Source organism: Nocardia sp. GP40, from assembly GCF_050434125.1.
Lineage (GTDB): Bacteria > Actinomycetota > Actinomycetes > Mycobacteriales > Mycobacteriaceae > Nocardia > Nocardia albiluteola.
Genome location: NZ_JBNPVW010000018.1, coordinates 61962 through 77441 on the forward strand (window position 1 = coordinate 61962; position 15480 = coordinate 77441).

Genomic DNA, 15480 nt, shown 5'->3' on the forward strand with positions numbered 1-15480 from the left:
TACCTTATTACGTTGCCTAAGTAAATTTCGGGCAGGACCGCTCCGCGACTGCCGAAGGGCCGATGACCGGCCGATCTACGCGGTCGGCGTCGACGCGCGGGTGGCCGCCGCGGGTTCCACCACGTCGGCTTTCGCGACGCTCACGCGGGTGCTGTTCACCGCCGCGGTCCCCGACAGCGGGTCCACGAGTGCGGGACGGCGGCGAGGCCCCGCCGGGCCGCGTCGTCGGGATGCATGAGCGCGGTGCAGCGGTCCCGGCCCTTCACCATGGCCGGGACGTTGTGCAGCCAGGAGTTGTTGCTGCGCAGGTGACGTCGACCGATCAGGTGCAGGTCGTACTCGCCCGAACCCGCGTCGGCAGCCTCTCGCGGCAGTGCGCGAACCGCGTCGAGGAATTCGGGCGGAGCGAGATGCACTGTGCGGTCCCGTGTTCCGATCAACTGGCGCAGTCTGGCCGCAGGGGTCCGAGGTCAGCTCCACCGCGCATCGCACGAACCTTGCTGACCGTCAGCCCCTTCCGCCCACGACGCAGCACGCCGTACGGCCCCGCGGCCAGGCCCACGGCCGTCAGTCGCATCGGACTCAGCTGCGCGAATAGGGCATCGAGTACACGTCCGGTGAAACCCCGTGCGGGCAGCGGCAGTACCTGGGTGATCAGCCGGGCCAGGATCTGCCAGTCCTCCAGTCCGTCAGCCGAAGGATCGAAAACCCTTGCGTCGTACCGCAGGTTGTTGCGCACGCTGAACACCGGGAACAGGATATTGAGATCCTCGCGCTCGAGCTGGGACACCGGCGGCAGGATGATATCCGCGTGCCGGGAGGTTTCGGTGACGTACATGTCCACGGCCACAAAGAAATCCAGCGATTCCAGTGCCGCGTCGAGGCGCCCTCTCTGCGGCGTCGACAGCACTGGATTCCCGGCGTAGGTGATCATCGCGCGCATTCGCCCGGCGCCCTCGGTGAGCATCTCCTGGGCCAGCGCCGCCACCGGCAGCTCCGAGCGGAACGACCGGTACCGGCCCGAGCTGTCGGTCCACGCCCCGTGGCCCATCGGCAGGTATTTCACGAACCGCGCCGCATCCACCGGCGGGGTAGCGAACATCTGCCCGCCCGCGCGATCCAGATTCCCGGTGACCGCATTGACGGCGTTCACCAGCCAGTGCGTCAGCGTGCCGGTCACCTGCTGGCAGACGCCGATCCGCGCATACAGCACTGCCGCCTTCGCGGCCGCGTGCTCGCGGGCCAGCGTGCGGATCGTGTCCGCGTCGACGCCCGCGTGCGGGGCCGCCAGCTCGGGGGTGAATTCGGCTCCCTCGACAGTGACCAGGATCCCGCAGTGGGCCTCGCACAGGGTGCACTGCCGAGCAACAATGCGAGTGTCCATGGTGCTTCCTCTCACGCACGGATGACGATGATGCTACCGCCGGGCCGTCGCGCGGCCCAGGTTCGTGGCGCGAGGCCCCGCATCGAATGCGTCTGCGTTCGCGTGTCGTTGGCCGTCGGATAAGGTCTGGTTGTCAATTCGCACGGATGCCGAGGAGCGCGAGCGGGTGCTGCGACAGGTTGCGGTAGGTGCCGCGGTGGCCATGGTCGCGGTGGCCACGGCGCAGACGGGCCGGGCCGATGTCCTGCCGTGGGAGCCGGCCCCGGTGAACGCGTGCGGCGAGGCGGGCTTCGACCCGCTGATGCGGATGCCGAATCCGAAGGCCCCGGTCCCCCCGCCCGCCCCGGCGCAGCCGCCGACGGTGCAGGTGCAGGTGTTACAGCCGAAGATCACCCCGTTCAAGGTCCCCAAGCAGATCAACCGCACCCGGATCCCACCGGCCGCGCTCCCGGCGGATCAGTGCGCCAATCCGTGCCCGCAGCTGACGGGCGGGAATCCGCGCACGGCGCTTCCGATTCCACCGGGCACCCCCACCTGGCCGGAGGGTCCGCCGAAGCCGGCCCCGGCATCGACCACCACGACCACCACCCCCGCGCCGCCGACCTCGACGGCGACGGTCGTCCAGCCGACCCCGTGGCAGCCGCCGAAGCTGCAGTTCGTACCGGACCCCGAGACGATCCCGCTGCCTATCATGCTGCTCGGCCCGGACGTGACGGGCCCACGCCCGCAAGCGATTCCGCCGGTCGAACATCCGCCGCTGCAGCCCGCGCCCGTCACCCGGCCGGTCCCCGCGCCCCGGGTGCACGACGTGTACCCGATCAGCCAGCTGACGGGTCCGGGATCGCAGAACCGCACCGATGCGCGCTGGCAGGTCGACGACACCGACCTCGGGCTCATGTGGGAGTCGGCGCCGGGCCGCATCGCGATCGCCTTCGGCGACACCTTCGGCACGGGATTCCACGACGGCGGTCCCAGCGGCGGCGACTGGCGCAGCAACGTGCTCGGATTCAGCTCCGATCACGATCTCGCGCACGGCATGTCGATCGACAGCATGGTCTCCGACCGGCCCTGTCACGCCACCGAGCTGCTGGGCAGCTACAAAGTGAACAACTTCGAGATCACCGTGATCCCGACATCGGGTTTCGCGCTCGGCAATCGGCAGTACCTCAGCTATATGTCGGTGGCGCGCTGGTCGAAACGGCCGAGCCGCTGGTGGACCAACTACGGCGGGCTGGCCTACTCGGACGACGGCGGACAGAACTGGGTCGACGACGAGAATGCGCGCTGGGACAACATCTTCGGGCAGGGCCAGTTCCAGGTGGTGGCGATGACGCCGCACGAGGGCTACGTCTACATGTTCGGCACACCCAACGGGCGCTTCGGCACGATCGCGCTGGCGCGGGTCCCGCAGGACCAGGTGCTGAACAAGACCGCCTACCAGTACTGGGTCGACGGTTTCTGGCGGCCGACCCTCGAGGCCCCGATGCCGGGCGGCAACGGCGCCGAATTGTCCGCCACCCCCATCATGTCCAGCGTCGCCGGGGAACTCTCGGTGCGCTACGACACCGGCGCGCACCGGTGGGAGATGACCTACCTGGACGCGGTGCACAACGTCATCGTGCTGCGCAGATCCGCTACGCCGCAGGGCCTTTGGTCCGCGCCGGCCACACTTCTGAGCACCCAGGACTACCCCTCGGGCTACGGCGGCTTCATCCATCCGTGGTCCACCGCGCACGAGCTGTATTTCACGCTGTCGGAATATCGCCACTACAACGTGTATCTCATGCACGCGTCGCTGGACTGAACGTGTCCCGCCCGCGCCCTGTTGACGACGCGAACCCGCGAAAGGTGACAGGCGGCCACACCGGCCCGTAAGAATGGTGGCGTGAGGACCATGCGGCGCATCTCGGTGGTGGGTACCTCGGGATCGGGGAAGACGACGCTCGCGCAGGGGGTTTCGCGGCGACTGGGCGTCCCGCACGTCGAACTGGACGCCATCCACCACCTGCCCGGGTGGACGCCGATCGGCGACGAGGAATTCCGGGCGGTCGTGGCCGAGCGCATCGCCCGTGAGACCTGGGTGATCGACGGCAACTACCGCGGCAAACTCGGTGATCTGGTGTGGAGCCGGGCGGACACCGTGCTGTGGCTGGACCTGCCGCGGCCGCTGATCATGGCGCAGCTGATCCGGCGCACCGCGGCCCGTGTGCTGACCGGGCGCGAGCTGTGGAACGGCAATCGGGAGCACTGGCGCAACATGGTGTCCCGGGATCCGCAGCGCTCGATCATCGTCTTCGCCTGGCAGTCGCACCCCCGGAACCGCGCCCGATATCTCGCGGCGCAGTCCGACCCCGCCTACCGGGACATCACGTTCATCCGATTGCGCACCCACCGTGATATCGCCGCGTTTCTGGCCCGGCTCGGCGGGGCGGACGGCCGCGGGGGAGGAACCGGGCGCCGACGCACCATTTGACCGTTTCGGCGGTCGTTTCGTATCGTCATGTGATCGGCGATTCGTGGAATCCGGTGTAACTCCGGGACGGTCGCGCCACTGTGAGCATCGGTCACCCGATGCGAGTCAGACCCCGGACGCCGAGACATGTATCGGCCGAGGGGACGCGAGATCCCCTCCCGCACAAGGAGAGTCACCGTGGCTACGTCCTACGCTCCCCGTTCCGGCCTCGGCGCCGTCCCGCTGTCCGTCCCCACCACCATGCTCTGGCTGGCCGGCACCACCGTGCTGGCGCTGCTGGCGTACTACTTCATCGGCATCGATCAGGGCGCCGTCTCGATCTTCGGCAGCGACATGCACGTGCACGAGTTCGTGCATGATGCGCGCCATTTCCTCGGTTTCCCCTGCCACTGATCGCAGGAGACGACCCACAATGGAAAAGCGGATCATCGGCCGGGGCGTGCTCGTGGGCGCCCTGGCCGGTTTACTGGCATTCATCTTCGCCCGGCTGCTGGCCGAGCCGGTCATCGGGCGCGCCATCGACTACGAGAGCGGGCGTGACGATGCGCGCGCGGCGCTGGACCAGGCCGCCGGGCTCCCGATGCCCGATATGGGCCCGGACACTTTCAGCAGGACGGTGCAGTCGAACATCGGCATCGGATTCGGCATGATCGTGTTCGGCATGGCCATGGGCGCGCTGTTCGCGGTCGTGTACTGCCTCTGCGTGGGCCGCGTCGGCTCGATCACGCCACGGAATCTGGCGTTGCTGGTGGCCGGGGGCATGTTCCTGGCGACGTACGGGGTGCCCTTCCTGAAGTATCCGGCCAATCCGCCCTCGATCGGCCACCCGGAGACGATCAAGGAACGCACCTTCCTGTTCGTGACGATGATCGTCCTGTCCACGGTGGCGCTGATCGGCGCGATCTGGCTAGGCCGCAGGCTCCAGGCCCGCCTGGGCAACTGGAATGCCGTGCTGACCTCGGCGCTGGCATTCATCGTGGTGATGACCGTGGTGATCCTGCTGCTGCCCTCGCTCGGGCACCTGTCGGAGAACCACGCGTACGGCAACTTCGCGACCGAGACGCCGCAGCCGCTCACCGATCCCGCGGGCCACATCGTGTACCCGGGCTTCCCCGCCGACACACTGTGGCAGTTCCGGCTGTATTCCTTTGCCGCGCAGGTGATCCTGTGGATGGTGATCGGAGTCGGATTCGGCACCCTGGCGCCGCGGCTGTTCGGCCGTGCGAGCACCGCAACGCCGGACGCCCCGGCCGTCGCGCCGATCGTATGAGTCCGGTCACCCGGCTCACACTGGTGACGCACGCGCTCACCGATGCGGTGCAGGCCGCCCGCTTTCCCGCCGACGAACCGCTCAACGCCCTGGGCGAGCGGTCGGTCGAGAAGGCGGGCGGCCTGCCCGGACCGGAGCCGTCGGCGGTTTATCACGCTCCGGAGCTGCGGGCCGCACAGACCACACGGTCGCTGGGCCTGGACGGAACTCCCGAACCGGCGCTGCGCGAGCTGGAATCCGGCGAATGGGCCGGGCGGCCGATGGACTCCCTGGCGCCCGAACTGCTGATGGGCTGGCTGACCGATCCCGAATTCCGTGGGCACGGCGGCGAGTCCATCACCGATCTGATCGAACGCGTGCGCGCCTGGCTCGGCGATATCGCCGGCCGCGGCGAGCGGATCGTCGCGGTCACCCACCCCGCCGTCGTCCGCGCAGCGATCCTGTGCACCCTGTCGGCTCCCCCGGAATCGTTCTGGCGCATCGACATTCTCCCACTCAGCGCCACCACCCTGCATTACCGCGCGCCCGCGTGGACGCTCCGCGCGACCGTGCACGAACTCGCCGACTGACAGAGAGTCTCAACAGCCGGGTCCGGCCGAGCCCGCTCAGCCGATCGCCGCCGCATCCTGCTGGGACAGATACCGCTCCTGAATCTCCTTGGGCCCGAACGGCCATACCCGTTCAACGCGCGCCCAGACCAGGAAGGCTATGAGCCCCAGCACGACCCACGCCAGCGACAGCTCGATGGGATGCACGCCGGGGTTGGCCTTGTCGGCGTAGCCGTAGATGACCAGCCACCCAATCGCGGCCACGATGCTCGGTAGCGGATACAGCAGCATCTTGTACGGCCGCAGCAGGCCGGGCTGGCGGCGCCGCAGCACGGTGACCGCGGCGATCTGGGCGAAGGACTGCACGATCACCATCACGGTGGTCAGCAGCGCGATGAGCGTGGCGAGCGGCGGATGCGCCGCGCTGGCGCCCACGTGCCGGGCCAGCAGGAATCCTGCGGCGGTGATCACACCCATCGCGGCCAGCCCCAGCATCGGGAACTGGTGCCGCGCATGCAGTCTGGCGAAGGACCGGAAGAAGACCCGGTCGTGCGCGGCGTCGAAGGGCACCCGCGAGCCGCCGAGCAGCCCGGTGAACACCGAGGCGAACGCGGTGATCAGGATCAGCACGGTGACCACGTCCGCGGCGGCCTTGCCCATGGTGTGCTCCAGCACCGCCGAGGCAACAGATTGGGAGGCAACGTTTTTCGGGTCCAGCATATCGGGCCAGTGGATCACGCCCAGCACCCCGATCTGCAGCAGCAGATAGACCGCCATCACCGCGACGATCGCGTAGATGATCGAGCGCGGCAGCACCCGCCCCGGATTCTTGATCTCCGCGCCGAGATACGCGGTGGTGTTGTAGCCCAGGTAGTCGTAGATGCCGATGGTCAGGCCCGAGGCGAAGCCCAGCCAGAAGCTGCCGTGGGTCAGCGCGATCGCGTGCGCGGGCCAGGTGAACGCCAGCGCGGGATGGAAATGGGTGAAGGCAGCGAGAATCACCGCGAGCACCGACACGATCATCACCGACCACAGCACCACCGACAGGCGCCCGATGCTCTCCACCCGCCGCCACAGCAGCACCAGCACGAGCGCGACCACCGCGACGCCGACCAGGTCGCCCTGCCCGGTCGTCATGGACGGCCAGAGGTAGGCCAGATACTGCACCAGCCCCTGCACCCCGGTGGACATGATCAGCGGAATGAAAAGCATTGCGGTCCAGACGAACAGGAACGGCATCAAGCGACCGGTGCGGTACTGGAACGCCTCGCGCAGATAGATGTAGGTGCCCCCGGCGCCGGGCTGCGCGGCGCCGAGTTCCGCCCAGACCAGGCCGTCCGCCAGGGCCAGTACGGCGCCCGCGATCCAGCCGATCACCGCCTGCGGACCACCGAACGCGGCGACCATCAGCGGGATCGTGACGAAGGGCCCGATGCCCACCATCTGGCTCATATTGATGGCGGTGGCCTGCAACAGGCCGATCTTGCGGGGAAGGTGACGAGCGTCCGGCATGACGGCCTCCGGAGTGGGAGCTGATTTCAAATAAAGTTAAGTTCCTTTACTATTGCCGTCAAGAGTTCGTCAGGATTCGACGACTTACTGTGGGTTCGTGGACGGGACACCAGCACCGATGGCGACGGACGAGCAGCCGTGGAACCGGCAACGCCTGCGCAGCAACAACGAACGGCTGCTGCTCGAACAGTTGCGCACCGCCGGATCCTCCACCCGCGCCCAACTCGCCCGCGACACCGGCCTGTCCAAGCCGACCGTGTCCAGTGCCCTTGCGGCACTGCAGGCACACGGACTGGTCCGGGTGGTCGGCACCCTCGCGCCGGATCGCGGCCGCACCGCGGTGCTGTACGAGCCCGACCCCACCGCCGGATACGTGCTGGGCATCGATATCGGCCGGGCGCGGCTGCGCGCCGCGGTCGCCGACCTGGCCGGAACGGTGCTGTCCCGCGCCGACATTCCCAATCGGGCGCGCACCGCCACCGCCGTCGCCGAGCTGGCCGGCCGGGCCGCCGAGCAGGTGCTGGCCGAGGCGGGGGTGAGCATGGCGGAGGTGGTGCACACCAGCCTCGGGAGCCCCGGCGTCTTCGACGCCCAGGACGAGCGGGTGCATTTCGCGGCCAATCTGCCGGGCTGGGGCCGCGCGGGCCTGCTGGAGGGCCTGCGCGAGCGCCTGGGCGCCTCCGAGCTCTCGATGCACAACGACGCCAATCTCGCGGCCCTGGGCGAATATTCGTTCGGTGTCGGGCGCGGCAGCCGGCTGTTCGTCTACGTCCTGATCGGCACCGGCCTCGGCGTCGGCATCGTCTCGCACGGTGAGCTGTTCACCGGCGCACACGGGGCGGCGGGTGAAATCGGTTACCTCCCAGCCGCCTTCGGGGCCGCCACCGCACCCGCGGCGCGGCGCGGCGCACTGGAGACGGCCGTCTCCGCGGATGCGGTCGTGCGCGCGGCCCGCGCCCGCGGCATGCCCGGACGCCTGAGCGCCAAGACTGTCTTCGCCGCCGCCCGTGCCGGGGATCCGATTGCGGCACAGGTGGTACGCGAGGAGGGCGAGCGCCTGGCGCTGGTGGTCGCCGCGGTGACCGCGGTGCTCGATCCGGATCTGATCGTGCTCGGCGGCGGCCTGGGCCACAGCGCCGATCTGCTGCTGGATCAGATCCGCTCCACCCTGGCACATTCCACGCCACTGCGCCCGACGGTCGCCCCGAGCACCCTGGGCGACGACGCTGTCCTGCTCGGCGCCATCGCCACCGCGCTGCGCATCGCCCGGCCCCAGGTCTTCGACCGCCGCACCGATCCACGGCCCGCGTGAGGCGGCCGACGCCGCCGTTCATGGATGTGAATCCCGCACCCGCGTAATGGGATTCGTCCATTGACGGCGTATAGCAGCGTCCCTACGATGGGGCTTTGTAAGCAATCGATAGCATCGCTGACACCCCGTCACGAGCGGGGAGGGGGAATAGGGAGATGTCATGACGGTCGACTCCGAGGTGCGCCGCTACCCCTTCAATCCGCCGATCCGGCTCGATATCGATCCGGCACTCGTGGCACTGCGCCGCGAGGAACCCATCGTCCGCGTCCGAATGCCCTACGGCGGCGACGGGTGGCTCGTAACCCGGTACGAGGATGTCAAATTCGTGCTGGCCGATCCGCGCTTCAGCCGCGCGGCCACCGTCGACCGCGAGGACATCCCCCGGGTGCTGGCCCAGCCGAGCCGCCCCAACACGCTCCTGAGCATGGACCCGCCGGATCACACCCGGCTGCGCCGGCTCGTCGCCAAGGCGTTCACCGGGCGTCGCGTCGAGCAGCTGCGCCCGCGCGCCCAGCAGATCGTCGACGAGCGCCTGGACGCGCTCGAAAAGCACGGCGCTCCCGCGGATCTCGTGGCCGAGCTGGCACTTCCACTGCCGGTCACCATCATCTGCGAGATGCTCGGCGTGCCCCCGAGCGATCAGCACCGGTTCCGGGACTTCTCCGACGCCGCACTGTCCACCACCGCCTACACCGCCGACGAGATCGCCGCCGCCCGAGCCGGATTGGAGGCGTATCTGGCCGAGGTGGTCGCCGCGCGCCGCGCCGATCCTACCGGCGGCGGCGGCGATCTGCTGGGTGCGCTGGTCACCGCCCGCGACGAGGACGACCGCCTCACCGAGGCCGAGCTGGTCCAGCTCGGCATCACCCTGCTCATCGCCGGGCACGAGACCACCGCCAGCCAGATCGCCAACTTCACCTACACCCTGCTCACCATGCCCGGACAGTGGGAGCGGCTGCGCCGGGAACCCGAACTGATGCCCGGCGCGATCGAGGAACTGCTGCGCTATGTGCAGCTGGGGTCGGGCGGCGCCGCCTTCGGCCGCGTGGCCACCGAGGATCTCGACCTGTGCGGTGTCACCGTGCGCGCCGGTGAGACGGTGTTCGTGAACACCCAGTCCGCCAACCGCGACGAATCCGTCTTCGACGCGGCCGCCGAGCTCGACCTCGCCCGCAGGCACAATCCCCACATCGCCTTCGGGCACGGCGTGCACCACTGCCTCGGCGCCCAGCTCGCGCGCGTCGAGCTGCAGGTCACCTTCGAATCATTGCTACACCGTTTCCCGGGCCTCACCCTCGCGGTGGCCCCGGAGGAGGTGCCGTTCAAGACGGGCCTGCTGGTGCGGGGCCCCAAGGCACTGCCGGTGAGCTGGTAGGCCATAACCGAACAGCAATGGCGCGTCACGGTCGACAAGGGCACCTGCATCGGCTCGGGAGTCTGCACCGGGACCGCCGCGGGGCGCTTCTCGCTCGTCGGCGAACGGTCGCAGCCGGCCGCCGAGCTCATCGATCCGGACGAGGCGGTGCTGGACGCCGCTGAGTCCTGCCCGGTCGAGGCGATCCTCGTCCGGGCGGCCGAGACCGGTGAAGTGCTGGCCCCGGAGCCGTAAGTCTCACCCGAAGCGGGTCTGTGTGCGGACGACTGTGGCCGGTAACCGCTAGGGGGAACGTGAAATTCGTCATGTCCCAGTCATCAGCGCGACACCAGGAACGCCCCGAGTGGAGCTACCCGCTGCCGGCCTCGCACCGCTCCAGCTGAACGGAACCTGGTCGACCCGGGCGATGCGGCCGGGTCCGTCCGGGGCTTTTCGCGAGGGATTTCTTTCCGATTGCGAAGATCGCGCCCGCCGACTGTTTCGGCGATCCCCGGCGGCATCGGTGTATACAGGAATGCGGTAGCGACCTGGCCGCCGCCCGGAGGGCCGGGGCGCGTGGGCGCAGGGGCCCACAGCCGGACATGGAATACTGGCCGATGTGGGGGAATGATGAGTCCAGACGAATGAACCCGATGATCTCGGTGCCGCGCGCGCCGGGAAGAACTAGGCGAGCATCGATATATCGGTCGGCGCTAACGCCCCGACCGGTAAGGACGAACAGAACACCGTGACCGCACCGACCTCCGGCGACCCCCGCGACACCGGCAACTCCGCACCGCCGTCCGGCAGCCCCGCCCCGCAGTCCGGCAACACCCCGCCGCAGCCCGGCGGCAACGTTCCTCCGCAGCCCCGCGGCAACGTTCCTCCGCAGCCCCGCGGCAACGTTCCTCCGCAGCCCCGCGGCAACGTTCCTCCGCAGCCTGGCGGCAACGTCCCTCGCCCCGGCAACACGCCTCCACAGTCCGGTAGTGGCGCTCCGCGACCCGCCAATGCCTCCCCGCAGCCCGGCAGCACGCCCCCGCGACCGGGCGGCGTTCCCCCGCGCCCCGGCAACGCGGTGCCGCAGGGCAACGTGCCACCTCAGATCAGCACCCCAGCCCCCGGCGTCGGCAATATGCCGCCGCGACCGGGCAATTCGTCGCCCGCGCCCGGCAATGTCGGACCGCGCCCCAGCAACCCCACGGGCCGGCCGGATCCTTCCGCCGCTGCCACGCAAGCCATTCCCGTTGGGCCGCAGTCGAATACCGGTAAGGCGGCCAATCCGGGCGCTCCCGTTGCTCCGGGTGGCGGCAAGCCGCCCGCCCCGCGGACCGTGGCGCCGTCCGGTGCGCCCCAGCCTCCGGCCGTCACCGAGGACGCCACGAAACCCTTTTCCGCACAGTCGAATACGGCCGACAAGACGGTCTTCATCGAGCAGCGCGCAGCGTCCGGTCGCCCGGGCGAGGAGTCGCGGGCGCAGCCGCCGTCGGACAAGACCGTCGTGATCGACAAGGCGGCCGCGGGCATGGCCGCCGGCATCGAGTCCCGACCCGGCCCGCAGGGCACTCCCCCGGGTTCCGCGGCGCCCGAGTCCGGTTCCCCCGACCAGGCCACCAAGGTCATCCCTGCCCCTGCTCCCGCCGCCGCGGTCCCGCCGCCGACGCGCATCCCGCCGGCCACCCCCGGGACCGGCGGCCCCGGCGGATCCGAGCCCCGCCGCAGCCGCCGCGGGCTGTGGATCGCCCTGGCCGCCGCGGTGGTCGTGATCATCGCCGTCGCCGCGGTCGTGCTCGGTACCTCCGGCCACGGCCCCGGCAGCCTGGTCGCGGGCCCGACCACCTCGCCCGCGCCGCCCCCGGCGATGATCAGCGTGCCGGCCTCCGCAGGCGCTCCGATCAACCCGAGCGCCCCGATCGCGGTGTCGGTCACCGGTGGTCACCTGGCCTCGGTCAACGCCACGTTCACCGCCTCGGACGGCAGCACCAAGCCGGTCGCGGGCACGATTGCACCCGATCAGCTCAGCTGGGCCAATACCGACTCGCTGGCCTTCGGCACCGCGTACACCGTCGTCGTCGACGCGGTGAACAAGGAGGGCACGCACAACCAGAAGACGTTCACGGTCAAAACCATGGCCGCCGGGCGCACCGCCTACGCCAACGTCGTGCCCGCGCCGGACGTGGTCGCCAACACCGGAATCGGTGTCGGCCAGCCGATGGTGTTCCAGTTCACCAAGCCGGTCTCCAACAAGGCCGAGGTACAGAAGCACCTGCACGTCACGGTCACCCCGGCGCAGCCCGGCGCCTGGTACTGGGTCGACGACAAGGACGTGCACTACCGCGGCCCGAGCTACTGGCAGCCGGGCACCAAGATCCACATCGAGGCCGACGTCGTCGGCGTCGACCTGGGCAACGGGGTGCTGGGCGCGGAGAACAACAGCGCCGACTACACCGTGCACGACTCCATGGTCGCCAAGGCCGACGGCAGCACCGATCAGCTCACCATCTTCCAGAACGGCAAGCAGATCAACCAGCTGCCGATGAGCCTGGGCTCACCCGGATTCCCCTCGCACGAGGGACCGCACGTCATCTCCGACAAGCAGCCCTCGATCGTGATGGACTCCTGCACCTACGGCACCTGCCAGGGCCAGCCCGGGTACTACAAGGAAACCGTGGCGCTGGACGAACGCATCTCCAACGACGGTGAATTCGTCCATTCGGCGCCCTGGTCGGTCGGCCAGCAGGGCAGCAGCAACGTCTCGCACGGCTGCGTGAACCTCTCCCCCGCCAACGCCCAGTGGTTCTTCGACCACTTCGGCATCGGCGACGTCGTCGAGATCACCAACTCCGGCGGCCCGGCGCTGCCGGTCTGGGACACCTACGGCGACTGGGAAGTCCCGTGGTCCACATGGCAGGCGGGCAACGCGAAGAGCTGACGCGCTGTGCGCGGTGGGGCGGGTCTGTGGACCTGTCCCGCCGCGCACCCGCACGACGAACCCAGACGATCGGCCATGGCGGTGGGTCCTGCGCCGATACCCCACTGCCGCCGGATCATTCGAAGTAATCGACCGAGCATGCTCTGGTAGCTGGGAATGTGCGGCGAGTCTCAGAGCCGCGTGTGGCGCTTTGGATCAGCGGCCATTTGCGTGATAAGAGAATTGCCGTGCCGGTTCCCCCGATGATGTGCGCCGTCCTGCTCCGCCGACCGTCCGCCCTGGCGGCGGTACCGCCACACCCGCTCTGCCAGCGGCGATCAGGCGTTCGGGGTCGATGAACGGGTCTGGTAGGGCGGATGCCGCGGCTCGCGACGGCGGGAGTGCCGCACCTGCCTACCGGCTGGATCTGGACGGTTTGCGGGGTGTTGCCATCGCGCTGGTCGTGGCGTTCCATGTCTGGTTCGGGCGCGTGTCCGGCGGCGTGGATGTCTTCCTGGTGCTGTCGGGATTCTTCTTCACCGGACTGCTGTTGCGCCAGGCCGAATCCGGAGGCCGGGTGCGGGTGGCGCACACGGTGCGACGCACGCTGCGACGGCTGCTGCCCGCGCTGGTGGTGGTGCTCGCGGCGGTAGTGGTTGCCGCGATGGTGTTGCGGCCGATCACCCAGTGGTCCGATATCGCCGATCAGACCGTGGCCTCGGCGTTCTATTACCAGAACTGGCATCTGGCGCTGGCCTCGGCGGACTATCTGGCCGCCGATCCGTCGGTCAGCCCGCTGCAGCACCTGTGGTCGATGTCGGTGCAGGGGCAGTTCTATCTGGCGATCACCATGTTGCTGGCACTCCTCGCGTGGGCCTGCCACGGGGCGGGGCGCCAGGGTGCGCTGCGCCCGGTGCTGCTGGCCCTGCTCAGCGTGCTCGCCGGGGCGTCGTTCGTGTACGCGATGCACGGGACGGTCACGCATCAGGGCTGGAACTACTACGACTCGTTCGCGCGGGCCTGGGAACTGCTGGCCGGATCGCTGCTGGCCATCGCGGCACCGTGGCTCACCCCGCCGCGGTGGCTGCGGGCCGCGCTGGCGGCGGCCGGGCTCGCGATCGTCGCGGTGTGCGGCAAGCTCGTCTACGGCGCGGCGGTCTTTCCCGGTCCGGCCGCCCTCATCCCGGTCGGCGCGGCGGCCGCACTCATCCTGGCGGGCAACAACCTCGAACCGTCCGGACGGCCCCGCCTGCTGCGCTGTCTCGCGACCCGCCCCGTCGTCGAGCTGGGCGCGCTGGCCTACGCGCTGTACCTGTGGCACTGGCCGATACTGATCTACTACCTGGCCGAGCGTGGCGCCCCGGAGGCCGGGCCGGTCGCGGGCCTCGTCGTCATCGCGGTCTCACTGGTGCTCGCCTACGCGACCCGCCACCTGATCGAAGAACCGCTGCGGCTGCGCTCGACGCGCGTGCCTCACGGCGCACACAGCGACACAGCCGAGACCGGCGGCGCAGCCGAACCTACGCCTCGGCACGCTGCTGTCTTCGGTCGCCGCCGAACCGCCACGACGCGTCCCGCGACTGGCCCACGCACCCCCGTCCACTACCGCCGCCGGATCGGCGTGGCCGTGTCTGTCATCGGCGCGGTCGCGATCGGCCTGAGCACCAGTTGGCACGTTGCGATGGGTGCGAGTCCCCCGCGGCCCCCGGCCACCCTCGACCCACATCTGTATCCCGGTGCGGAGGCATTGGCCTCGGGTGCGACGGTGCCGCATGTGCGGATGCGCCCGACCGTCCTCGAGGCGCCCGCGGACGCGCCTCAGTCCACCGCCGACGGCTGCATTTCCGATTTCTCGACCACCACGCTCACCATCTGCGACTACGGCGACGTGGCCGCGAAGCGCACGATCGCGGTGGTCGGTAGCTCCCATGCCGAGCACTGGCTCCCCGCCCTGCAGATTCTCGCGCGGGAGCACGGATTCCGGATCCGCGTGATGCTGAAGATGGGGTGCCCGCTGACCGTCTCGGACGACGTGTCCTACAAGGGCGAGGCGATTCCGGACTGCCGCGACTGGTCCCGGCAGGTGATCGACCGGCTCGGCCAGGAGCGCCCGGACTGGGTGTTCACCACCGGAACCCGCCCCCGCGCCGGTGCGGGCGACGAGACCCCGCAGGACTATCTCAACGTGTGGTCGCAGCTCACGGACCGCGGATTGAATGTGCTGGCCATGCGCGACACCCCGTGGCTGCGCCACAACGGGGTGCGCTATCGCGCGACGGATTGCCTCGCGAGCGGAGGCACCAGCAGGTCCTGCGGCCTACCCCGCGATTTCGCCCTGGACCCGGTCAACCCCGAGGCGGCGCTCGCGGCTCGATTCCCCACCGTGTTCCCGATCGACCTCACCGACGCGGTCTGCGCGGCCGATGTCTGCCCCGTGTCGGCGGGCAATATCCTGATCTATCACGACGAGCATCACCTGACCGCGGCCTATTCGCGGTCGCTGGCACCCGCGCTGAGCCGCGCCCTGCGGCCGATCCTGGGCTGGTGGTGAGGGCGTGTGACCGATCCGGACGAGGTCTGGGTGGCGGCGGCGAAATCCTCGCCGCGGCCGTCGAATTCGCGACAGTCATGGCGGTCACCGAGGTACATGTGAAGGCCGACGGCGACACGCGCGCCCCCGCCATTCCGCCGGACTTCGTCATGGCATTCGCCACCG

At 69.6% G+C, this 15480-nt stretch carries 11 protein-coding genes, 1 pseudogene and 1 riboswitch; of the genes and pseudogenes, 10 read left to right on the forward strand and 2 right to left on the reverse strand.

The features are described from left to right. Positions 1–203: 203 nt before the first annotated feature. Positions 204–1309: pseudogene (locus tag ABH933_RS38765) on the reverse strand (molybdopterin-dependent oxidoreductase); the annotation flags it as partial. 277 nt (positions 1310–1586) lie between these two features. On the opposite strand from ABH933_RS38765, the gene ABH933_RS38770 reads away from it, so the two are divergent. From ABH933_RS38770 to ABH933_RS38790, 5 genes are all read left to right on the forward strand, one after another. After that, complete coding sequence (locus ABH933_RS38770) at positions 1587–3188, forward strand: DUF4185 domain-containing protein (protein WP_429420182.1); 1602 nt, start codon at positions 1587–1589, stop codon at positions 3186–3188. An 81-nt stretch (positions 3189–3269) separates the two neighbouring features. After that, positions 3270–3857: a hypothetical protein gene (locus ABH933_RS38775; RefSeq protein WP_429419461.1), complete on the forward strand. Its 588-nt coding sequence runs from the start codon at positions 3270–3272 to the stop codon at positions 3855–3857. After that, positions 3850–3992: riboswitch (cobalamin riboswitch) on the forward strand. (Overlaps the previous gene by 8 nt.) A 105-nt stretch (positions 3993–4097) precedes the next feature. Further along, positions 4098–4250, forward strand: coding sequence for a CbtB domain-containing protein (locus ABH933_RS38780; RefSeq protein WP_245400835.1), 153 nt, complete (start codon positions 4098–4100; stop codon positions 4248–4250). A gap of 19 nt (positions 4251–4269) precedes the next feature. Continuing rightward, positions 4270–5127, forward strand: a complete 858-nt coding sequence (locus ABH933_RS38785; protein WP_429419459.1) for a CbtA family protein — start codon at positions 4270–4272, stop codon at positions 5125–5127. Continuing rightward, complete coding sequence (locus ABH933_RS38790) at positions 5124–5696, forward strand: histidine phosphatase family protein (RefSeq protein WP_429419458.1); 573 nt, start codon at positions 5124–5126, stop codon at positions 5694–5696. The genes ABH933_RS38785 and ABH933_RS38790 overlap by 4 nt, the downstream gene beginning before the upstream one ends. A 36-nt stretch (positions 5697–5732) precedes the next feature. On the opposite strand, the gene ABH933_RS38795 is transcribed toward ABH933_RS38790, so the two are convergent. Then, complete coding sequence (locus ABH933_RS38795) at positions 5733–7187, reverse strand: APC family permease (RefSeq protein WP_429419456.1); 1455 nt, start codon at positions 7185–7187, stop codon at positions 5733–5735. 97 nt (positions 7188–7284) lie between these two features. Here ABH933_RS38795 and ABH933_RS38800 point away from each other — a divergent pair, with 97 nt between their 5' ends. The 5 genes from ABH933_RS38800 to ABH933_RS38820 all read left to right on the forward strand — a co-directional run bounded on the left by ABH933_RS38800 (position 7285) and on the right by ABH933_RS38820 (position 15315). Then, the gene (locus tag ABH933_RS38800; RefSeq protein WP_429419454.1) at positions 7285–8499 is read left to right on the forward strand and encodes an ROK family protein; all 1215 of its coding nucleotides are present in this window, start codon (positions 7285–7287) and stop codon (positions 8497–8499) included. A gap of 160 nt (positions 8500–8659) precedes the next feature. Then, the gene (locus ABH933_RS38805; RefSeq protein ID WP_429419453.1) at positions 8660–9874 is read left to right on the forward strand and encodes a cytochrome P450; all 1215 of its coding nucleotides are present in this window, start codon (positions 8660–8662) and stop codon (positions 9872–9874) included. A 3-nt stretch (positions 9875–9877) separates the two neighbouring features. Further along, positions 9878–10108 carry a ferredoxin gene (locus tag ABH933_RS38810; RefSeq protein WP_215917026.1) on the forward strand — a complete coding sequence of 77 codons (231 nt, stop codon included), beginning with the start codon at positions 9878–9880 and terminating at the stop codon, positions 10106–10108. A gap of 1477 nt (positions 10109–11585) precedes the next feature. Next, on the forward strand, positions 11586–12785 hold the full coding sequence (locus ABH933_RS38815) for an Ig-like domain-containing protein (protein ID WP_429420180.1): 1200 nt from the start codon (positions 11586–11588) through the stop codon (positions 12783–12785). Between the two features lie 334 nt (positions 12786–13119). After that, positions 13120–15315, forward strand: a complete 2196-nt coding sequence (locus ABH933_RS38820) for an acyltransferase family protein (protein ID WP_429419451.1) — start codon at positions 13120–13122, stop codon at positions 15313–15315. Positions 15316–15480 lie beyond the last annotated feature (165 nt).